This is a genomic window from Wenzhouxiangella indolica, from assembly GCF_042310355.1.
In the GTDB taxonomy this organism is placed as follows: Bacteria; Pseudomonadota; Gammaproteobacteria; order Xanthomonadales; family Wenzhouxiangellaceae; genus Wenzhouxiangella.
This window is the reverse complement of sequence record NZ_JBHJMR010000003.1, coordinates 167,823-187,778: the sequence shown is the minus strand read 5'-3', so window position 1 is coordinate 187,778 and position 19,956 is coordinate 167,823. Positions and strand designations below refer to the sequence as shown.

The following is a 19,956-nucleotide window of genomic DNA, read 5'->3' as shown; positions in this document are numbered from 1 at the left end:
ACCACAATGAACGTTTTCATCACCGGCAACAGCAGCGGCCTGGGCCTGGGGCTGACCGAAGCGCTGCTCGAGCGTGACGCCATCGTCTGGGGTATGAGCCGGCGAGGCTGCCCCCTGGCCGAGCACGACGACGAGGGCATCCGCGACCGCAAGCAGGACATCGGCAACCTCAACCACCTGGAGGAGGGCCTCGACCGATTGCTGTCCGACTGCCAGCGGCTCGACCTGGTCGTGCTCAACGCCGGCATGCTCGGACGCATCCAGGAAATCTCGAATACCGACGTGCACGACCTCGAGCACATGATGCGCGTCAACGTATGGGCCAACAAGCTGATCCTGGACTGGTTCATCGAGCGACAGATCCCGATCGACCAAGTCGTGGCCATCTCCTCGGGCGCGGCGGTCAACATGAACTACGGCTGGGGCGGGTATTCGCTGTCCAAAGCCGCGCTCAATAACCTGGTCAAGCTCTACGCCCCCGAAATGCCCGACACGCACCTGATTAGCCTGGCGCCGGGCCTGGTCGAGACCGGCATGCAGGACTACATCCGCGACGAGGTCGATGGCGAGGAGTTTCCCTCGGTGCAAAAGCTCAAGGAAGCTCGCGGCACCGAGAACATGCCCAAGCCGCGCGAGGTGGGTGAAACGATTCTCGACCTGCTCGACGACCTGAGGAAAAACCACGAGTCGGGCGACTTCGTCGACCTCCGTAACCTTTAAACCCCGACACCCCGCCGCGCCGAGCCCTCGGGGCCGGCGCGCGCGGGTCGGCAGCGCATCCCCGAGCCCGCGCTGCCCGCAGTACCTTGTCGCGCGCGGCAATGCTGCCCCGCGATCCCAACGTACGGAACCAAAACACCCAAAAACCAAAGAACCACCTGGCACGATCCATCCCGTTTTCCCGTAATATCAGACACAATCAACCAGCTGCGAACGAGGGATTTCCCAATGATGGACTTCAAGATCGGCGAAGTGCTCGGCCTGATGGCCAAGACCATGCCGTTTCTGATCTTCCGCTTCCTGATCTACTTCGGCATCACGCTGGCCTACGTGCTGGTGACCGGCGTCGGCGCGGGAATCGGCTATTTCATCGGCCATATTGGCGACGATCCCGGCGCGTTCAGCGTCTGGGGCGGCCTGGTCGGCTTCGGCATCACGTCAACCATCATCTACTTCCTGCGCGAGTACCTGCTCTACATGGTCAAGGCCGGCCACATCGCCGTGCTGGTCGAGCTGCTCGAAGGGCGGGAACTGCCCGGCGGCAAGGGCCAGATCGACTACGCCCAGGGCATCGTGCGCGAGCGTTTCGTGGAATCCTCGGTGCTGTTCGGCATCGACCAGCTCATCAAGGGCGTACTCAAGGCCTTCAACCGGGCGTTCTTCACCATCACCGCCTTCATTCCGATTCCCGGCCTGCAGGGCCTGGTCAAGTTCGTCAACACGATCGTCAACCTGTCGCTGACCTACCTCGACGAGGTGATCCTGGCGCACAACATGCGCACCAAGTCCGACAACCCCTGGCGCTCGGGCCAGACCGCGCTGGTTCTCTACGCCCAGAACTACAAGACCTTTCTGAAGAACGCCTTCTGGCTGGCCTTCTTCATCTGGGCCATGACCTTCCTCGTCTTCCTGGTGGTGCTGCTGCCGGTCGCCGGCCTGGTCTCGCTGTTCCCGGGCACCGCCGGCTTCCTGACCCTGGTCATCGCGCTGGTTTTCGCCTGGGGCATCAAGCAGGCCGTGATCGAGCCGATCGGCATGACCGCCCTGATGCAGGTCTACTTCAAGGTCACCGAGGGTCAGCAGCCGAATCCCGAGTGGGACGACAAGCTCAGCAACGTCTCCAAGAAGTTCGGCGAGATGAAGACCAAGGCCATGGACTGGGATCGCGAAAAGGGCACCAAGCCCCAGGCGGCCGACGAACCGCCCCAGGGCGGCACGCCGCAGCCCGACCAGGGCTGATCGTCACGCACAACAAAAGCGATGTACCCGCGGGGCGGCGCCCTGCAACAACAAGAAAACGAACTGCCCCGCCACCTCCGGTTGCGGGGCTTTTTTTCATGCGCTGCGCACGCCTCGCTTCTTTCCGTACATGTCGGCGTCGGCGTGGCGCACCAGGCTGGCCGCTTCCATGCCGTCGTCCGGATAGACCGCGACGCCAACACTCACGGAAAGTTGCAGAGCCTGACCTTCCACCTGAAAAGGAACCGCCATTGCCTTTTGTATCTTCTCGATCACGACCCCGGCGCTACCGGCATCGGCCACGTTCGTGAGCAGTACGGTGAACTCGTCGCCACCCATCCGGGCGACGGTGTCCGAGGCACGCATGCATTCCTTCAATCGGGCGGCCAGCTCCTGCAGCAAGCGATCGCCCACTTCGTGACCCAGGGTGTCGTTGACCTTCTTCAAGTTGTCCAAATCCAGGTAAAGCAGGGCCAGGTACTCGTTGTCGCGGCGGGCGCGACGAAGCGCCATGTCCAGTCGGTCGTAGAACAGGGCTCGATTGGTCAACCCGGTGAGCGCGTCATGATGCGCCATGTGTACCAACCGCTCCTGCGCCTGCTTGCGCTCGATGGCCGTGGCGACCTGGGTCGAGACAAACTGCAGAAGGTCGAGGTGCTTGTCGGCGTAAGGCTCGTTCCGCGCGTCGTTTTCGAGCACAACCGCGCCCATGACGTCTTTCCCCGACAGCAGCGGCACGCCCAGCCATTGTGCCTTGACCGCCTTCGACTCCGGTCTCGCACCCAGTTCGGAGCGGCCTTCCCCGCGCGTCGCCAACAGCGCTTTACCGGAGCGGATCACATCCGCCAGGGCTGACTCGGGCAGAGGCTCGGCGCCAAGAGGTGCCTGGCGACCATCCGCGAAGTAGGGAAAAGTGATCGTTTCGCTAGCGGGATCGTACAAGGCCACGTAGAACTTGTCGGCGGGAAGTATATCCCCGATCACAAGGTGAATCTCTCGGCACAAGGCCAGCAGGCTGTCGGCAGCATGCGCGGCCTCGGAGATGCGATACAGCGAAGCCCGCACGTTCTCGGCGCGCTTGAGCACTGTCACGTCGCGAGCAACCGCGATTCGAACCCGGTCTGTCTCGGACCAGCGGGCGGACCAGAGTATGTGAACCACCTCGCCGTCCTTGCGGATATAGCGATTCTCGAAGTCAATATGAGAGCCGCCGCTCACGATCCGCTGTCCGGCAGCACGCGTGCGATCGCGGTCGTCCGGATGGACGTAATCAATGATCCAGGTCCCCGCCATTTCCCGCTGCGTATAGCCAAGCAACGTCTCGCAGGCCGGGCTCACGAACACGATTCGCCCCGTTTCATCAACCACGAAGACCGAGTCCAGCAGCAGATCCACCAGCTTGGGAAACAAGGCGTCGAGATCAATGCCCATTAATATGCACTTGAAGTGCTCCAAAGAGGACGTCTGCCGCCATGATGCGTGACGCCCCCCGGGTCCGCAAGTGGCATCAACAACGGTTGACCACCTGGCGACTATTGCGCCAGGCGGTCGGATTTCCGTTTAGCCTCCGTGAGGGTCGTCTTCACCGCAGTTGTCGGGATCTGCGTCACAAGGGTCAGGAATCGGAGGCGGAAGCGGGGGAAAACCTCCTCCTGAATCATCATCGTAGCTCTTGCATTCACAGTAGGGAACACCCGGACCACAACAGGCATACTGGTACTGTGGCATCGAGCACTCGATTTGGCACCCTCCTCCGCCAATCGGACCAATGGTTCCCGGCTGCCAGGAGCAGGATACGGCACCGGGCCCGCCGGCCAGGCAGTAGAGTGCCTGCGTATCCGCTTCGGACGAGGATGACGATACAGGCTTGCGTTCGCGCTCCACAAGCGATCGATTCATGAACTGGCTTATTGCATCGTCCAGACTGCGGACGCCGGGATCCATGTCATGCCGAGCCACGCCGGAAGCGTTTACGACTATCGTTCCTGCTTCGGCTGAGGAGTCTACGCCGCCGAGATCGCAGCCGGACTTATTGACCCTGAAGGCCCAGGTGTGCTGGGCGGAGGATCCCGCCTGGACAAGCAACTCGTAGAAGGCTGGCGAACTCAGTTCGGTAATCGTCACCGGGTCCTGCGCTGTATCCAGTCTTGCCAAAAACTCATCGATTACTTCATCGGGCGTATTCAAGGGCGCAATGCGGAAGAGCACCTCCGCCCCCGACTCATGATCGTTCTTGCCATCGTACTCCCCGACGGCAATAAGGATGTCCCCGTGGTGTCCCCGTTGAGCAACCGCCTTACCCGAGCGCTGACTGGCCCTGTTGACATTGAGCGAGAGCAGGTAGCGGCAAGAGGCATCGGAGTTGGGGTTGCCTCGCGCGGATGCGGGGCTTCCATCCTGACCGTCAGCCCTCTCGGCCCATGACAAACTGCCTGTCGAAATGAGCATCAAAACCAGCAAAGCTTGCACCATTCTAGTTAACATACACATCTCCTTTCTCTACATAGTTACCAACCCCCTCTATGTCAGATTAAAGGCCCTTTTTAAACGAGGCTTTCGTAGTCAACTTGACGCTGATCACCCGTGTGGTAAGCAATCCCCAACGCCGGGCGATATATATCAGTATGAGTGCTTGAAGTAGGGCGAACCTCACCCGGATAACCATTCACCACATCAGCTCCCGCGCTGCCAGACCCGAACATCACCCTCCAAGCTTGCAAGCACTTTTCCCGGGATCATAGCTCGGGCAGGTGCCTGCTCTCAATAGGAATTCGACCCCACCATTTGTAAGAAACCGCTGTATTCATGTAGGAAATTTCTTACTTGCACATTAGGGGAGAGCGGTGAAAAGTGGCCATGTTGTTGGCCGCCCCGAATGCGCTGTCCCGTAAACCCATCGATCCCAAAAAGGCCAATCGCTCTAATGAGTTAGCGCATCGATCGCCGTTCGCCAGGGAAGCATTGCATTGCGAACCCGTGCCGGAAAGCCGCTGACGGCTCGCAGATGATTGATATCGCCCAGATCGGGCAGATCCGGCAACTCCGAATCATGGAGCAGCTGGCTGAAAAGCGTCTCGAATCGAACAACATCTTCGGCGGTGCGTCCCACCAGCCAATCCATCAGCATCGAGGCGCTTGCGGTGGTGATGGCGCAGGCATCTCCGGAAAATGCGGCTGCCTCGATGCTTGTGTCCCCCACGCGCAGCTCGACCAGGATGTCATCGCCACACAGGGCGTCCCGGCCCCTGGCGCTGTGCGTTGCACCTTCCAGGCGGCCGTGGTGGTGCGGGCATCGATTGTGGTCGAGGATGACCTGTTGGTAGAGCTGATCGAGCGCCATGGTCGAAATTCTGACTGTGCGGTGCTATGGCGCTTCAGCCGGACTCGAAACGGTCGGCGAAGATGCCGTCGGCCGGCTGGACCTCGAAGTTCAGCATCATGCCGTGGTCTTCGTGCTCCAGGTTGTGGCAGTGGAACAGGAACAGGCCGAGCTTGTCGAATTGCAGCGCGATGTCGACGGTCTCACCGACGCGCACCAGCACCGTGTCCTTCCAGCCCTGGTCGGTGGGCGTGGCGTCACCGGTCCGGGAAAGCACGCGAAACTGTGCGCCGTGCATGTGCATGGGGTGCGGCTGGGCGCTGTTGTTGGTAAAGCGCCAGATCTCGACCGTATCGACCGGCACGTAGAAGTCCGTGCGATCGATATCGTACTGCAGGCCGTTGATGTAGTGATTCATGCTGTCCTGCGTCAAGTCGAACGGCCGGACCGGCGCACCGGTGCTGTCGATTTCCGGCATGGGCTCGAAGCTGCCGGGAATGCTTCCCGATGGTCCGTCCAGCGGCTGGTTGACATTGAGCGTCATCAAGTCGAATGCCGTGCCCTGGGGCGGCCCGTCGACACCGGGCGGATGGCTTCCGAGCAGACTGAATGCCGCGCTGACGAGATCCAGGCTGCCTCCGTTATCCTCGCGAAGGTCGACCAGGATTTCGATGCGCTCACCCGGCGAAAGCAGCACGCTGTTGACCTGCACCGGCTCGTCGAGGAGCCCGGCATCGGTCGCGACGAGCCAGAAGTCCCGACCATCCGAGAAAGCGGGGTTGAGGATGCGTGCGCTCGACCCGTTGAGCAGGCGCAACTTCAGCACGGCCGGCTCGACCGAGGCCGCCGGTGCATCCTGGCCGTTGACCAGGACCGTATCGCCCAGAAAGCCGACCATTTTCTCCTGGTCGTTGGGGTCGTAGGCCGCCAGTTCGCCTCCGGCCGAGACACGCCGATCCCCCAGCAGCAGCGAGATATCGCGAGACCCGGTCGGCAGGCCACGAGCCTCGTCCTGGCCGTCATCGACCAGCAAGAACCCTGTCATGCCGTAGTAGACCTGCGCCGCGGTGCGGTGATGCGGATGCGGGTGGTACCAGTAAGTCGCCCGCCGATTATCCACCGTGAACTGGTACGGCCGGCTTGTTCCGGGATCGATGACCTGGGTCGGATGCCCGTCCATGTCGGCCGGGGGCGTCAGCCCGTGCCAGTGAATGATCGTGGGCTCATCGAGATCGTTGAACAGGGTCAGGTCGAGATCCTGTCCCTGGGTAATCGAAAGGGTCGGCGAGGGCCACAGGTCGTTGATCAGCATGGCGCCGGGCAGCGGCCCGTCACCCAGGTCGTAGCTACCGAACCCGGCGGTCAGGTCGAATACGCCGCGGGCCTGCAGATCAACCTGCGGCGGAAACTTCAGCGGCAGGGGGCGACGGGACTCGGCCAGAGCCAGACCCGCGCGGGGATGCAGGGCGAGCAGGCCGGCGGCGACGGCCATCGACAGGAAATTGCGACGATTCAAGACAGACTCCCGGGTGTGCGCCGGCGATCGGCAGGTGAGGTCATTCGGTCACCGGTGCTCGAGATGCCCCGGCGTTCATCTTTCCTCCGGCGCAAGATGATAGCGGCTTGCCCCGAACATTGGCAAGGCCGGCGCTACCCTTTGTCAGGCCAGCATCTCCCGGGCCTTGCCCAGGGCTTCGATGAAGGTTTCGATCTCGGTGCGCAGGTTGTAGGGTGCGAACGACACGCGCGCGGTGGCGGGAACGTCGAAGAACTGCATGACGGGCATGGCGCAGTGGTGGCCCGTTCGGATCGCCACACCGTAGTGGTCGACAATGGTACCAATGTCGTTGGGATGGGCACCTTCGAGGGTGAACGAGACCACCGGCCCCTTGCTCTTCGCCGTACCGATAATTCTCAGGCCATCGATGGCCTGCATCTGCTCGGTCGCATACTCGAGCAGGCGTTCTTCCTGCCAGACGATGCCTTCGTAGCCCGTTTCTTCGAGGAACTCCACCGCCTTGCCCATGCCGATGGCGCCGGAAATATTCGGCGTGCCGGCCTCGAACTTGTGTGGCAGGTCGTTGAAGGTCGTGCCATCGAAGCTGACGCGGTTGATCATCTCCCCGCCGCCCTGCCATGGCGGCATGTCCTCGAGGATGGACTCGCGCGCCCAAAGAGCGCCGATGCCGGTCGGGCCGTACATCTTGTGCGCGGAAATGCAGTAGAAGTCGCAGCCCAGGGCTTGAACATCGACGGCCATGTGCGGCGTGGCCTGGGCGCCGTCGACCAGCACCGGAACATCGTGCTGCCTGGCAATCTCGCAAACCGTTTCGACGGGGTTGATCGTGCCCAGTGCATTGGAGACGTGCACCATGCCGATGAGCTTTGTGCGTTCGTTGATCATCGCGGCCAGCTCGTCGACCAGCAGCTCGCCGTCGCGATTGATCGGGGCGACCTTGAGCACCGCACCAGTCTGCTCGCACAGCAACTGCCACGGCACGATGTTGGAGTGGTGCTCCATGTGCGTGATCAGGATCTCGTCGCCTTCTTCCAGGCGCGGTCGCAGGTAGGCCTGGGCGACGAGGTTGATCGCCTCGGTGGTGCCGCGGGTAAACACCACTTCGCGAATCGAGTCGGCATTGAGCAGGCGACGCACGGACTCGCGCGCCCCCTCGAACTGCTCGGAGGCCTCGACGGAGAGCTGATGGACCCCGCGGTGGACGTTGGCGTTGTAGCGACGATAGAAATCGTCCATCGCCTCGATTACCTTCAGCGGACGCTGGGCCGTGGCGGCGTTGTCGAAGTACACCAGCGGCTTGCCGTGCACCTCACGCGCAAGCACGGGGAACTGCTCGCGCAGGGCGATCACGTCCAGTTGGTCCTTTACCTTCGATTCAACCGTTTCCATCGTCAAAATCCAAAACAAACGGAACCACCGAATACACTGAAATCACCGAAGAATCCAACAAGTGCGACTTTGACTTGTTTCGGTGTCTTCGGTGACTTCGGTGGTTTCCTTGGTTATTCACGACTGCGTCGCAAAACCGACTGCAGTTCTTCCAGCAACCAGTCGCGGACCGGTCCGGCGGCGAGTCCCTCCAGCGGTGCGGCGGCGAAGCCGTACTTGAGGAGGCGGTTGGCTTCCTCGATCGGTAAGCCGCGCGAGCGCAGGTAGAACAGGGCGCTGTCGTCTAGCTGGCCGATGGTGGCGCCATGCGAGGCCGTGACATCCTCGGAATAGATTTCCAGCTCCGGCTTGGCGTTGATGCGCGCCTGTTCGCCGAGCAGCAGGTTGGCGGTATTCAGGTCGGAGTGACTGTCGTCGGCATTCTCGTGAATATGAATGCGGCCGTTGAACACGCCCACGCCCGTACCGGCAGCCAGGACCCGGAAAGATTCACGGCTGTTGGTGTGGCCGGTGCAGTGGTCGATCGAGGTGTGATAATCGACGTGCTGCTTCGAGTCGAGCACGACCGTACCGTCGATCTCCCCGACCGAGCCGGCCTCGTTCAGGAAGACGTTGAGATCCTGCCGGCCCAAGCGTGCACCGGTATCGAGCACGAAACTCCGGTACTCGGCATCGCGCACCACGTCGACAGCGGTGCGCGCCACGCGCATCGTGTCACCGCCGGAGCGGCGCATCACGTGGTTGAGGGCCGCGCCCTGCCCCACTCGGATACTGGTGACGGCGTTGATCAGGCCTTCGCCCGCGCCCGACTGAACTTCGACCAGGGTGGCGCGTGCGTTGTCGGCCATCTCGATGAACAGCCGTGGGTGCACGGCCGCCGCGAAGTCCTCCGAGGTTGTTGTTGCCAGCACCAGCGGACGGTGCAGCTCGCCTTCGATCGTGATCCGCCAGGCCTGTCCGAAGCGGGCCAGGTTAAGCCAGGCGAAGGCGTCTTCGCGCCCGCCGTACTCGATGCCTTCGAAATCCTCGCGCCCGGCCCGGGCCAGGGTTACACCTTCAGGCAAGCCGGCCGCGTCGGCTTTCAGGATGCCGTTGTCGAAGTGCAGCACGTGTGCCTCGAAGGGCAGCTCGGGCGCGATCGAGGCCGAGGCCGGCTCGGCCTGGAACTCGCGCTTTTCGAGCAGCTTGATCGGGGTGTACTTCCAGGCCTCGGTCTTGAGGTCCGGAAAGCCGTGCTCCATCAACGCTCGCTGCGCAGTCTGACGCAGGTCGCTGAAATCATCGGCAGCCAGCGCCGATTCGGGGACGAGTCTTTCAGCCAGTTCGCTCATACTGGAACCTCTGAGCACTTAGAAACGGAGCGCGACGGAGTCTTTGCGGGATGACCCGTTGTGGCTTCAGCGAGCGTGGTTTGGTTCACTCCAAATGAGCGAGTTGAAACGCGACGGGTCGCCCGCAAAGGCCCGTCCCTTCGGGTTTCGCCGGAAAAGCCGCATCTCGCGCGTTGCGCCCCTCGGCCGTAGCTAAGGCTACTGTCACTCGGGTCGCACCACACGATCTGCGGCTTTTCCGACTGAAACGCGCTTCGTTTATAAGTGCTCAGAGGTTCCACATCAAGCCTCGGTCGCTTCCGATTTGAGATGCTCGTAGCCTTCCGCTTCGAGCCGCTTGGCCAGTTCTTTGCCGCCGGATTCGATGATTCGACCGTCGGAAAGAACGTGCACATGGTCGGGCGTGAGGTGCTCGAGCAGGCGCTGGTAGTGGGTGATCACCATGAAGCTACGCCCGGGATCCCGGAGGCGATTGATGCCCTCGGCCACCAGCTTGAGCGCGTCGATGTCGAGACCCGAATCGGTCTCGTCGAGCACCGCCAGCCTGGGCTGCAGCACGGCCATCTGCACGATCTCGTTGCGCTTCTTCTCGCCGCCGGAAAATCCTTCGTTGACGGCGCGCTTGAGCAGCGAATCATCCATCTTGAGCTGGCTCAGCGTTTCGCGCACAGTCTTGAGGAAGTTCATCGAGTCGACCGGTTCCTCGCCGCGCGCCTTGCGCTGGGCGTTGAGGGCCGAGCGCAGGAAGTAGGCGTTGTTCACGCCCGGAATCTCGACCGGGTACTGGAAGGCCAGGAAAAGCCCGGCGGCGGCGCGCTCGTCGGGCTCCATCTCGGCAAGGTCCTTGCCCTCGAACTCGATCGAGCCCTCGGTAATTTCATAGCCTTCACGACCGGCCAGCACGTAGCCGAGCGTCGATTTGCCCGAGCCGTTGGGGCCCATGATGGCGTGCAGTTCGCCGGCACCGATTTCGAGGTTCAGGCCCTTGAGGATTTCCTTGCCGTCGATGGAGGCGTGGAGGTTGGTGATTCTAAGCATTAGTGGTCACTGTCGTTAAATGGGGTTTCAGAGTCTGAAGGTTTCAGGTTTCAGGTTTCAGGTTTCAGGAAAGCCAAAACGAAGCCGACCCTGAACCCTGAAACCTGAACCCTGAAACCTTTTCTTTAACCAACGGCACCTTCGAGTGAAATCTCCAGCAACGCCTTGGCCTCCACGGCGAACTCCATCGGCAGCTCCTTGAACACTTCCTTGCAGAAGCCGTCGACGATCAGGGCGACGGCGTCTTCTTCGCCCAGGCCGCGGGAGCGGCAGTAGAAGAGCTGGTCTTCGCCGATGCGCGAGGTGGTGGCTTCGTGCTCGACCTTGGCGCTGGGGTTGAACGATTCGATGTAGGGGAAGGTATGCGCCCCACAGGTCTTGCCGATGAGCAAGGAATCGCATTGCGTGTAGTTGCGTGCGTCCTTGGCGCGGCGAGCCATGCGCACCAGGCCGCGGTAGCTGTTGTTGCTGTGGCCGGCCGAGATGCCCTTGGCGATGATCTTGCTGGTGGTGTTCTTGCCCAGGTGGATCATCTTGGTGCCGGTGTCGGCCTGCTGGTAGTTGCGCGTAAGCGCCACCGAGTAGAATTCGCCCGAGGAACGATCACCGCGCAGGATGCAGGACGGGTACTTCCAGGTGATGGCCGAACCGGTCTCGACCTGCGTCCAGGTGATGCGCGCGTCGTCCTCGCGGCAGTCGCCGCGCTTGGTCACGAAGTTGTAGATGCCGCCCTTGCCGTTCTCGTCGCCCGGGTACCAGTTCTGGACCGTCGAGTACTTGATGTGGGCCTTTTCCTTGGCCACCAGCTCGACCACGGCGGCGTGCAGCTGGTTCTCATCGCGCATGGGCGCCGTGCAGCCTTCGAGGTAGCTGACATGGCTGCCCGGTTCGGCGATGATCAGCGTGCGCTCGAACTGGCCGGTGTCGCGCGCATTGATACGGAAATAGGTCGACAACTCCATCGGGCAGCGCGTGTTCTTCGGGATGTAGACGAAGGACCCATCGGTAAAAACAGCCGAGTTCAGCGCGGCAAAATAGTTGTCGGTGTGCGGCACGACCGAACCCAGGTACTCGCGCACCAGGTCGGGGTATTCCTGCACCGCCTCGGAGAAGCTGCAAAAGATGACGCCGGCTTCCTTGAGCTCCTTCTGGAACGTGGTGCCGACCGACACCGAGTCGAACACGGCATCGACGGCCACGCCGGCCAGGCGTTCGCGCTCGTGCAGCGGCACGCCCAGCTTGTCGAAGGTCTCGAGCAGCTTGGGATCGACCTCGTCGAGGCTCTTGGGCCGATTTTCCTGCTTCGGCGCCGAGTAGTAGTGGATCTTCTGGAAATCGATCGCCGGCAGATTCAGGTGCGCCCAGTTTGGACCGACCATCTTCTGCCACTGGTGAAAGGCCTTCAGGCGCCACTCCAGCAGCCACTCGGGCTCGTTCTTCTTGGCCGAGATCATGGCGATGGTCTCTTCGTTAAGGCCGGCCGGCACGCGATCCTCGTCGATGTCGGTGTAGAAGCCGGCCTTGTAGCGCTGCTGGATGTAGTCCTGAACTTGTTCGGTGGTCTGACTCATGACAATTCTCTTTGCGATTCACGCAAGCTGGTTTCGGCGCGGATGGCAATGCGGCGCGACGAGGGCTCGGCCAGGTCAGCCAGGCTCAGTCCCGCCAGGGCGCTTTCGACCGCCTGGCCGATCTTCTGCCAGTTGCCCCGCAGGCTGCAGTCGGACTCATGCGAGCAAAGCCCGGGTTCGAGCCCGCATTCGGTCAATGCAATCGGCCCTTCCATGGCGCTGACGATACCGGCCACCGAGATGTCCTCCGGTGGCCGGGCGAGCCGGTAACCTCCGTTGACGCCCCGGATCGAGTTGACCAGACCGGAACGCGCCAGGGTCTTGAGCACCTTGGAAACGGTCGGCGGCTCCAGGCGCGTCAACTCGGCCAGGCGACTGGCGGGTACGCACTCCTCCGGGCGATGCGCCAGGGCTGCCAGAAGGACCGTCGCGTAATCCGTCAGTTTGCTGATTCGAAGCATGTTCCGGGCCTTGCAATGCCTACTTTCCATTATGGCGTCGCAGCCGACTGGAAACAAGACCATTTCGGTATTGTTTTACCGCGCCGGGCTGCTCGACTGCTAGACTTAACCTCCCGACCCGACCGCCTGGCGCTGCGGGAGAGAGGCCATCTGCTTCTCCGGGTCGCCCCCTGACTGGAACCGACAAACGCCTGGAGAATCACGCTTGAACGAACGCGACGAACGAAGACATCAGGCCGAAGCCTGGGCGGCCGCCGAGCTGGGCTGGTCGAGCTGGGACAGTGACGCGATTTCCAGCGACGCCAGCTTCCGGCGGTATTTCCGTCTCGCTCATCACGACACCACCCGGGTCGTGATGGACGCGCCACCCGACATCGAGGATACCCGGCCGTTCGTCGACATTGCGGCAAGGCTCGACAAAGCCGGCGTTCACGTACCCGAGGTGCTGGCCGATGACCCGCAGCGCGGCTTCGTCTTGCTCGAGGACCTGGGCTCGAAGCCCTATCACCACGTACTCGATGACGACAATGCCGACGACTTGCTCGGCGATGCCGTCGGCGCGCTGATCCGCTTCCAGCTCGAAGCCGACACGGACGGACTGCCGGACTACGACCCGGCCCTGCTGATGCGCGAACTCGGACTGTTCCCCGACTGGTTTCTCGCCCGCCACTGGCGCGTCGAGCCCACCGATGACGAACTCGATGCCTGGGACATGGTCTGCGCGACGCTGATCCGCTGGGCGCTGGATCAGCCGCAGGTGTTCTGTCACCGCGACTACATGCCGCGCAACCTGATGGTGGCCGAGCCCAACCCCGGCATCATCGACTTTCAGGACGCCGTCCGAGGCCCGCTCAGTTACGATCCGGTCTGCCTCTACCGCGACGCTTTCCTGGGATGGTCGCCCGATCGCGTCGATGCCTGGCTCGAGGACTACCGCCGCCGGGCCCTGGCGGCCGGGCTGCCCGCACCCGAGGATCCCGACCTGTGGCGACGCACCTGCGACTTCATGGGCGCACAGCGCCACCTCAAGGTCATCGGCATTTTTGCCCGGATTCATCACCGGGACGGCAAGCCGAAGTACCTCGAGGACGCCCCGCGCTTTTTCGACTACCTCACGCAGGCCATTGCCCGCAACCCGGAGCTGGGCGAACTCGGTCGCCTGCTGGAAGGCTGGCGCAGTCGCGCCCGATCGGAGTAGTTCCGCCGACCCCGGGCGTGATCGGAAAGGCCACTTTCAGGCCGCTTGAGTCGCATCGGAGAGGTTGACGACGCGGTTACGACCGCCGCGCTTGGCCTCATAGAGAGCGGCGTCGGCCCGTCCGACACAGTCGTCCCAGCTCATCCGATCCGGGAAACACTCGAGCACACCGACGCTGACACGCAGCTGGATGGGTCGATCACCGATGCGAATATCGACGCGCCCCATTTCCTCGCGCAAGCGCTCGGCCACCTGCTCGGCCTGGACGCTGTCGGCGCCGGGCAGCAAAACCATGAACTCCTCGCCACCGTAGCGGAAGGCGATATCGCTGTCGCGAATGACTTCCTCGATCAGGGTCGCGGCCCGACAGAGCACGCGATCGCCGGCCTGGTGCCCAAATCGGTCATTGATTTCCTTGAAGTGGTCCAGGTCGATGAGCAAAAGCGACAGCGGTGAATGCTGATCGAGCGCGCGCTGCATCTCGCGCTCGGCGATCTGATCGAGCGACAGCCGATTGAACACGCCCGTGAGCGGATCGAGCTCCGCCAGGTCGGAAAGCTCCACCTGCTTCTCACGAAACAGCACCAGCACAAGCGCCATGGTCAGCGCATAGCCATAGACCATCGAGACGACGAACATGCCGATCTGGAACGGATCCTGGACAAAGGACGTTGTCAGCGCGGGGCTGATGAGCGCGTAGGCGAAGCGCATGGCCAGCAGGGCGGCATAGCCCAGGATGACCGCCGCGGCCGCCCGGTGAAAACGTCGCATCCCCGGTCGGCGCGCCCGCCACAGCAACCAGCCGGCGTAGAAGCCGAAAGCGACGTAAAAGCCGGACTGGAAGATCACGCGCCAGCGCAGGCTCTCGCGCAGTTCCGGGACCAGGCACGCCGCGAGGAACATGGCGACCACGACAAGCACGACCGGACCCATCCAGCTTCGATAACCCAGATAGCGCTGGACACCGACCAGCACCATGCCGTGACCGAAGCCGATCAGGGCATTGGCCAGCGATGCCGCCACCCAGGTCGCTACCGGCACTTCCAGGGTCTGCAGGATGTGACCGAGCAGATAGCCCAGCCCGAAACCGAGCCCCGCCAGCGCCCAGTCGATCAGCGCGCGCGAGCGCATGCCGGCGGCGTAGATGCCGGCCATGGTGACCGCCATGAGGAAGCCGCTGACGCTCGAGGCGAAAGCCAGGGTGCGGACATCCAGCATCAGCAACTCAAGCATACGCCCCCCCCTTCGATCAATTTCGCGCCGTCGAAGTGTATCTGCAATTCCTGCAATCCTGTTCAGTGCACAGACTTAAACCTGCAAGAAACGGGCCATTCAAGGCGGCACGAGGCAGGTTCGACAAATATCAGGTGAAGCGGCGCAGGCGCGCACGTTCACGGACCAATCGCCCGGCCCTCGGGCGACGGGAACCGACCAATGCGATCAGCGCGAGCTCGACACGATCCCGCCCCGCCCGCTTGGCGCGGTAAAGCGCCTGACCGGCTGCCTTCGAAAAGCGTAGACTGTGGCCGCACCCATCGGCATCCAAGAGTAGGCAACCATCTTGCGCGCCATGATCCTGGCGGCCGGCCGCGGCGAGCGGCTGCGACCGTTGACCGACAGCACGCCCAAACCGCTGATCGAAGTCGGCGACAAGCCCCTGATCGTCCACCATATCGAGCGCCTGGCGGCCGCCGGCTTCGAGGAAGTCGTGATCAACCTCGGCTGGCTGGGCGAGCAGATCGCCGGGTTCCTGGGCGACGGTCGTGCATTCGGCGTGCGGATCCGCTATTCGCGGGAACCGCCGGGTGCCCTGGAGACGGCCGGCGGCATCGTCCAGGCCCTGCCCCTGCTCGGCCCGTCACCGTTCCTGGTCGTCAGCGCCGATATCTTGACCGACTACCCCTTCGCTCGGCTGCGCGAGACGACGCCGACCCGACCGGCTCACCTCGTGCTGGTCGACAACCCGCCGCATCATCCAGAAGGCGACTTCGCGCTGGACCGGGGCCGGGTTCGAGCCGGTGGCGACGACCGACTGACTTTCAGCGGCATCGGGCTGTTCGACCCGGCACTGTTCACCGGGCTGAGCGCGGGACGGCGAGCCCTGAGGCCGGTTCTGGAGAATGCCATCACAGCCGGACGGGTGAGCGGCGAACGCTACAGCGGCTACTGGGCCGATATCGGCACGCCGCAGCGGCTTGCAGCGGCTCAGCAGTCCTTCGCGGACGACGCCTGAGCGCGGCAGGCCAGGCGATCGAAGTCCGGCAGCACGCCCTCACCGGACAGTGCCTCGGCCGTCTCGCGTAGCGGGGCCATGGCTTCGACGATGGCGTGGAAGACGGCGTTCTGCTCGAACACGCCGTGAACGACTTCCGCACCCGGCCCCTGGGCATAGACCGGCACATCCTCGCCGGCGTGCGTGGCCGACCACAGGCCCACCGCCGACTCCTGCAGGTAGTCGGGGGCGCTCGGGTCGACTTCCTCGAAGTCGGGACGCTTGCCGCCGCGATAGCCGGGACCGTTGGCGTATCCGAGCACGGTGATCGGTCGATCGTTTTCGTCGCGCATCAGCCGCGGCTCGCCACCGTCCTTGCCCGGTCGCTCGGCCAGCCCGGTAATGGGATTGCCGCGCTTTCCGTAGCCGCCGAAGGTCAAGGCATGGCCGTGATCGGCTGTGACGATGATCAGCGTGTCGTCGCCGCTCATGTCGTCGGCACGCTCGACCGCTTGCGCGAATGCGATCGCGTCGGTCAGGGCCCGCCAGGCATTGTTCGCATGATGGGCATGATCGATGCGACCGCCTTCGACCATCAGGAAGAAGCCCCGCCCGTCGTCAGCCAGCAACTCGAGCGACTTGGCCGTCATGTCGGCCAGGGAGGGTTCGCCGGCGGCGTCTTCGGGCCGGTCGTGCTCGTAGTTCATGTGGCTGGGCTCGAACAGTCCCAGCACCGGACCGTCGCCGCGCTCCAGGGCTTCGAATCCTTCCCGGTTCCAGACGTAGCGACCGTGGTCGTGCATCGATTGCCACTCGTCGATCAGGTTGCGTCCGTCGCCGCGATGACCGCGCTGGTCGGGATCTTCCGGATCGGTCTCGCTGGCGGGCAGAAAAGCCCGTCGGCCGCCGCCGAAGACAACGTCGATGGTGCCGAAGGGGTATTCGATCAGCTGACGGGCGATGTCACGGCATCCGGCGTCGCGCTGGGAGGGCGGGATGCCGCGGTCGGTCTCCCAATCGCGATCGACCGAGCGCGAAAAAAGCGCCGCCGGCGTGGCGTGGGTGATGCGGGTGGTGGTGACGATCCCGGTGCGCAGTCCCCCGACCGCGGCCAGGTCGAGTAGCGAGACGCGCTCGTTTCCCGCCATCGAGGCGCAGTTCCCCCGCGTGGCGTTCTGGTCGACGGAAATCGCGCCGGCGAAACTTTTCACGCCCGTGACCATGGCCGTCATGGTGCCGGCCGAGTCGGGGGTTTGCTGATCGGTGTTGTAGGTTTTGGCAAACGCGGTATGGCGAAAGCGCTCGAAATGGAGCAGATTGCCCTCGCCGCTTTCTCCGCGCAGCTGCCCTTCCAGGATGCGCGAGGCGGCCACCGTGGCCAGGCTCATGCCATCGCCGACGAACAGGATGACGTTGCGGGCCTGGCCGGGATCATCCATCGCCGCGCGGCGGTCGGCAACCAGGGTCTTTGCGTCCTCGTACCAGCGGGCCGGGCTTTCCCCGGCGAAGGCGCCGGCAGCAAGGATCACCGTGAAAAAGACAACGGAAATGCGGGAGGAAGTCACGATAGTCATTCTGCCAATTTTAGGTCATTCGGATGACGCGCAGGTTGCAAGGCGGCCAAGCTGGAACCAAAACTCAATTGAACGAGCAGGCTGTGACCGGCTACACTCTTTTGCTGTTCTTCGAGGACAACACCCGCATGCTCTACGGCGACGCGCAGAAAGTGGCGCAGGCTTTGATCAGCGGCGTTAAATCACCCGGATGAGTCAATGTTACGGATCGCTGATCCAGGGCACATCGCCGCTTTGCAGAATCAATGGCAAGCAGCTATCGAGCAACTAGCGAACGAGCCAACAAGCAAACTAGCCAACCCGAAGAACTTGACAAGTGTGTTGGTGTTGTATAACACTAGTACCACAAACTGACTATTAGTCCCCCGGGAGGGAATGAATCATGATTCGCAAGATTGCCGTACTCGGCTTTTGTACTCTGCTCGTCGCCGGCTGCGGTCGCGACGAAGCGGAGTCTCCGGTGCCGGGCGATACCGCCTCCGACGCCGGCACCGGCTCCGCCGACGCCACCAATACTCTGTTCAATCGCATCGACGCGGACACCGCCTGGCTGATGGCCAACATCGAGACGATGCCCGAGGATCTCAGCGAGAAGCTCTGGGCGCCGCTGCAGTCGATGGCTGACCTCAACCGCGAGACCTACAACACCATCGCCGACGAGCTCGACGAAGCCCCGGTCGCGGCCGCCATCTTGCGCGAGTTCGCCCAGATCGACAGCCGTGAGGCTTTCGTCGAACGCGGGCTCGAACCCAACGGCCACTGGGCGATCCACGCCGTTTCCCTGTATCCGTTCGTGCATTGGGAGCTGTCCGACCCGGAAGCCTTTCGCGCCACCCTGGATCGAATCGCCGCCGAGGCCGAGACCGAGCTGACCTGGCGCGAGGTCGAGGACGTGGAAGTGCTGTGGGCGGAAATGGAAGATGTCGGTCTGGCCCTGTCCTACGACGATCACTTCGCCACGGTGGCCATCGTGCCCGAGAACGACGCCCTGCTGCGCCGCGTGGCCAACCTGGACCAGCCGGCCACGGCCTACGACTCGGACGATCTCGAGCGCTTCGCCAGCGATCGTGGCTACACGCCCTACGCCAGTGGCTACATGGAATTCGGCCGCATCGTCGATCAGCTTCTCGACGGCGACGACGCCATGCTGGCGGCCGCTCGTGAATCTTCGCCGCTGGGCGCAATTGCCGGCAACGAAGCCTGCCGCGCCGAGCTCGACGCCCTGGTCGATCTGTTCCCCCGCGCCACCCTGGGCTACACGGATGTCAGTGAAAGCTTCATGGCCTTCGACATGACCGTCGAAGCCGACGCCGAATTCGCCGAGCGGATGCAGGTCATCGCCGACACCCCGGTCGATCTCGACCGGGAAGACGCCGGCGTGCTCGAATTCGGCCTCGCGCTCAACATCGTCGGCGCCCGCGACTTCGCGCGCGAAATCGTGGCCAGCTGGGTCGAAACGCCGCCGCAGTGCGAACTGTTCGAAAGCATTCGCGCCAACGCCGAAGACTGGCAGATGGCTCTCAACCAGCCGATTCCGCCGGTCGTGACCAACTTCAACGGCCTGCGCATGAACCTCGAGCGCATCAGCCTGGACGACAATTCCAACGTCGAGTCCGCCGAAGGCTCGCTGGCCCTGTTCATGCGCAATCCCCAGATGATGCTGGGCATGGCGCAGATGTTCTCGCCGGAACTGGCCGCTGTGCAGCTCGAGCCCGGTGGCGACCCGCAGCCGCTGCCCGCCAACGTCATTCCGAACATGCCCGAAGGCATTTCGGCCTTCATGGGCCTGGGCGAGGCCGCGCTCGGCCTGGCCGTGGGTGAAGCCGAGAAGGATCGGCTCAACGAGTCCATGGATCCGGGCGAAGGTGGCAACGCCATCCTCAGCTACGGCATCAACTTCGCCGGCTACGCCGACGCGCTCGGCAACGTGATGGCCAACATGCAGGAGCAGCTCGAAGCCATGGGTGAGGAAGCCGCCGCATCCGACCCGTCGGAAGCGATGGCCGCCCTGGCCGAAGTCTACGATTACACCGAGGCGAGCATGCACCTGACCGAGCGCGGCATCGAGTTCCGCAGCACGATGACCCTCAAGGAATAGCCGAAAGGCACAGCTCGCATGTGCTCGATTCTCGGGCTGTTCGAGATCCCCGCAGGCCGCACCGGCCTGCGGGGTTTTGCTTTGGAGGCCTCGCGTCGGCAACGCGACGGTGCCCGGCGGGCCGTCAGTGGCCTGTTCGACACCCGAGGCCCTGGCCTGGGACGGCGCGCTGGCGCAGATGGCCGATCCGTCGGGAAGAGCGGTGAAGGGAGTGCATCGGGAGATGCTACTGAAGAGCAATGATCAAATTCCAAGCACCAAGTTCTAATGACCAATTAGCAAGCACC

General features: G+C 63.1%; 17 protein-coding genes. 6 read left to right on the top strand and 11 right to left on the bottom strand.

The window, feature by feature from the left end:
• Positions 1-6: 6 nt before the first annotated feature.
• Both ACDC67_RS05905 and ACDC67_RS05900 read left to right on the top strand, forming a co-directional pair.
• On the top strand, positions 7-720 hold the full coding sequence (locus tag ACDC67_RS05905) for an SDR family NAD(P)-dependent oxidoreductase (protein ID WP_376691423.1): 714 nt from the start codon (positions 7-9) through the stop codon (positions 718-720).
• A 228-nt stretch (positions 721-948) separates the two neighbouring features.
• Positions 949-1,959, top strand: coding sequence for a hypothetical protein (locus tag ACDC67_RS05900; RefSeq protein WP_376691422.1), 1,011 nt, complete (start codon positions 949-951; stop codon positions 1,957-1,959).
• A 96-nt stretch (positions 1,960-2,055) separates the two neighbouring features.
• Here ACDC67_RS05900 and ACDC67_RS05895 read toward each other — a convergent pair whose 3' ends face one another.
• The 9 genes from ACDC67_RS05895 to ACDC67_RS05855 all read right to left on the bottom strand — a co-directional run bounded on the left by ACDC67_RS05895 (position 2,056) and on the right by ACDC67_RS05855 (position 12,587).
• The gene (locus tag ACDC67_RS05895; protein ID WP_376691420.1) at positions 2,056-3,390 is read right to left on the bottom strand and encodes a sensor domain-containing protein; all 1,335 of its coding nucleotides are present in this window, start codon (positions 3,388-3,390) and stop codon (positions 2,056-2,058) included.
• Between the two features lie 129 nt (positions 3,391-3,519).
• Positions 3,520-4,443, bottom strand: coding sequence for a hypothetical protein (locus ACDC67_RS05890; RefSeq protein WP_376691418.1), 924 nt, complete (start codon positions 4,441-4,443; stop codon positions 3,520-3,522).
• 436 nt (positions 4,444-4,879) lie between these two features.
• Positions 4,880-5,299, bottom strand: a complete 420-nt coding sequence (gene sufU, locus ACDC67_RS05885) for a Fe-S cluster assembly sulfur transfer protein SufU (RefSeq protein WP_376691416.1) — start codon at positions 5,297-5,299, stop codon at positions 4,880-4,882.
• A 34-nt stretch (positions 5,300-5,333) separates the two neighbouring features.
• Positions 5,334-6,794, bottom strand: coding sequence for a multicopper oxidase family protein (locus tag ACDC67_RS05880; protein ID WP_376691414.1), 1,461 nt, complete (start codon positions 6,792-6,794; stop codon positions 5,334-5,336).
• A 144-nt stretch (positions 6,795-6,938) separates the two neighbouring features.
• Positions 6,939-8,186, bottom strand: a complete 1,248-nt coding sequence (locus ACDC67_RS05875) for an aminotransferase class V-fold PLP-dependent enzyme (protein WP_376691412.1) — start codon at positions 8,184-8,186, stop codon at positions 6,939-6,941.
• A 113-nt stretch (positions 8,187-8,299) separates the two neighbouring features.
• Positions 8,300-9,517: a SufB/SufD family protein gene (locus ACDC67_RS05870; protein WP_376691410.1), complete on the bottom strand. Its 1,218-nt coding sequence runs from the start codon at positions 9,515-9,517 to the stop codon at positions 8,300-8,302.
• A 282-nt stretch (positions 9,518-9,799) separates the two neighbouring features.
• Positions 9,800-10,555 (bottom strand): Fe-S cluster assembly ATPase SufC, encoded by a 756-nt coding sequence (gene sufC / locus ACDC67_RS05865; protein ID WP_376691408.1) that lies wholly within the window; start codon positions 10,553-10,555, stop codon positions 9,800-9,802.
• A 125-nt stretch (positions 10,556-10,680) separates the two neighbouring features.
• On the bottom strand, positions 10,681-12,126 hold the full coding sequence (gene sufB, locus ACDC67_RS05860; RefSeq protein WP_376691406.1) for a Fe-S cluster assembly protein SufB: 1,446 nt from the start codon (positions 12,124-12,126) through the stop codon (positions 10,681-10,683).
• Complete coding sequence (locus tag ACDC67_RS05855; RefSeq protein WP_376691405.1) at positions 12,123-12,587, bottom strand: SUF system Fe-S cluster assembly regulator; 465 nt, start codon at positions 12,585-12,587, stop codon at positions 12,123-12,125. Before ACDC67_RS05855 ends, sufB begins: the two co-directional genes overlap by 4 nt.
• Before the next feature lie 205 nt (positions 12,588-12,792).
• On the opposite strand from ACDC67_RS05855, the gene ACDC67_RS05850 reads away from it, so the two are divergent.
• A complete protein-coding gene (locus ACDC67_RS05850; protein WP_376691403.1) occupies positions 12,793-13,785 on the top strand; it encodes an aminoglycoside phosphotransferase family protein in 993 nt (330 codons plus the stop codon).
• 36 nt (positions 13,786-13,821) lie between these two features.
• On the opposite strand, the gene ACDC67_RS05845 is transcribed toward ACDC67_RS05850, so the two are convergent.
• Positions 13,822-15,018 (bottom strand): GGDEF domain-containing protein, encoded by a 1,197-nt coding sequence (locus ACDC67_RS05845; RefSeq protein WP_376691401.1) that lies wholly within the window; start codon positions 15,016-15,018, stop codon positions 13,822-13,824.
• Positions 15,019-15,355: 337 nt separating this feature from the next.
• Between ACDC67_RS05845 and murU the strand changes: the two genes are divergently transcribed.
• Positions 15,356-16,018, top strand: a complete 663-nt coding sequence (murU, locus tag ACDC67_RS05840; protein WP_376691638.1) for an N-acetylmuramate alpha-1-phosphate uridylyltransferase MurU — start codon at positions 15,356-15,358, stop codon at positions 16,016-16,018.
• On the opposite strand, the gene ACDC67_RS05835 is transcribed toward murU, so the two are convergent.
• Positions 15,991-17,562, bottom strand: coding sequence for an alkaline phosphatase (locus ACDC67_RS05835; protein ID WP_376691399.1), 1,572 nt, complete (start codon positions 17,560-17,562; stop codon positions 15,991-15,993). The two genes, murU and ACDC67_RS05835, sit on opposite strands and share 28 nt — an antisense overlap.
• A gap of 77 nt (positions 17,563-17,639) precedes the next feature.
• Here ACDC67_RS05835 and ACDC67_RS05830 point away from each other — a divergent pair, with 77 nt between their 5' ends.
• Both ACDC67_RS05830 and ACDC67_RS05825 read left to right on the top strand, forming a co-directional pair.
• Positions 17,640-17,765: a hypothetical protein gene (locus ACDC67_RS05830; protein WP_376691397.1), complete on the top strand. Its 126-nt coding sequence runs from the start codon at positions 17,640-17,642 to the stop codon at positions 17,763-17,765.
• Between the two features lie 188 nt (positions 17,766-17,953).
• On the top strand, positions 17,954-19,669 hold the full coding sequence (locus tag ACDC67_RS05825; RefSeq protein WP_376691395.1) for a hypothetical protein: 1,716 nt from the start codon (positions 17,954-17,956) through the stop codon (positions 19,667-19,669).
• The last annotated feature ends 287 nt before the right edge of the window (positions 19,670-19,956 follow it).

What these genes read in the sequence shown, in the direction of transcription:
- ACDC67_RS05905 (WP_376691423.1), top strand. Translation starts at nt 7, where the DNA reads ATGAACGTTTTCATCACCGGCAACAGCAGCGGCCTGGGCCTGGGGCTG.
- ACDC67_RS05900 (WP_376691422.1), top strand. Translation starts at nt 949, where the DNA reads ATGATGGACTTCAAGATCGGCGAAGTGCTCGGCCTGATGGCCAAGACC.
- ACDC67_RS05895 (WP_376691420.1), bottom strand. Translation starts at nt 3,390, where the DNA reads ATGGGCATTGATCTCGACGCCTTGTTTCCCAAGCTGGTGGATCTGCTG.
- ACDC67_RS05890 (WP_376691418.1), bottom strand. Translation starts at nt 4,443, where the DNA reads ATGTTAACTAGAATGGTGCAAGCTTTGCTGGTTTTGATGCTCATTTCG.
- sufU (WP_376691416.1), bottom strand. Translation starts at nt 5,299, where the DNA reads ATGGCGCTCGATCAGCTCTACCAACAGGTCATCCTCGACCACAATCGA.
- ACDC67_RS05875 (WP_376691412.1), bottom strand. Translation starts at nt 8,186, where the DNA reads ATGGAAACGGTTGAATCGAAGGTAAAGGACCAACTGGACGTGATCGCC.
- ACDC67_RS05870 (WP_376691410.1), bottom strand. Translation starts at nt 9,517, where the DNA reads ATGAGCGAACTGGCTGAAAGACTCGTCCCCGAATCGGCGCTGGCTGCC.
- sufC (WP_376691408.1), bottom strand. Translation starts at nt 10,555, where the DNA reads ATGCTTAGAATCACCAACCTCCACGCCTCCATCGACGGCAAGGAAATC.
- sufB (WP_376691406.1), bottom strand. Translation starts at nt 12,126, where the DNA reads ATGAGTCAGACCACCGAACAAGTTCAGGACTACATCCAGCAGCGCTAC.
- ACDC67_RS05855 (WP_376691405.1), bottom strand. Translation starts at nt 12,587, where the DNA reads ATGCTTCGAATCAGCAAACTGACGGATTACGCGACGGTCCTTCTGGCA.
- ACDC67_RS05845 (WP_376691401.1), bottom strand. Translation starts at nt 15,018, where the DNA reads ATGCTTGAGTTGCTGATGCTGGATGTCCGCACCCTGGCTTTCGCCTCG.
- murU (WP_376691638.1), top strand. Translation starts at nt 15,356, where the DNA reads ATGATCCTGGCGGCCGGCCGCGGCGAGCGGCTGCGACCGTTGACCGAC.
- ACDC67_RS05825 (WP_376691395.1), top strand. Translation starts at nt 17,954, where the DNA reads ATGATTCGCAAGATTGCCGTACTCGGCTTTTGTACTCTGCTCGTCGCC.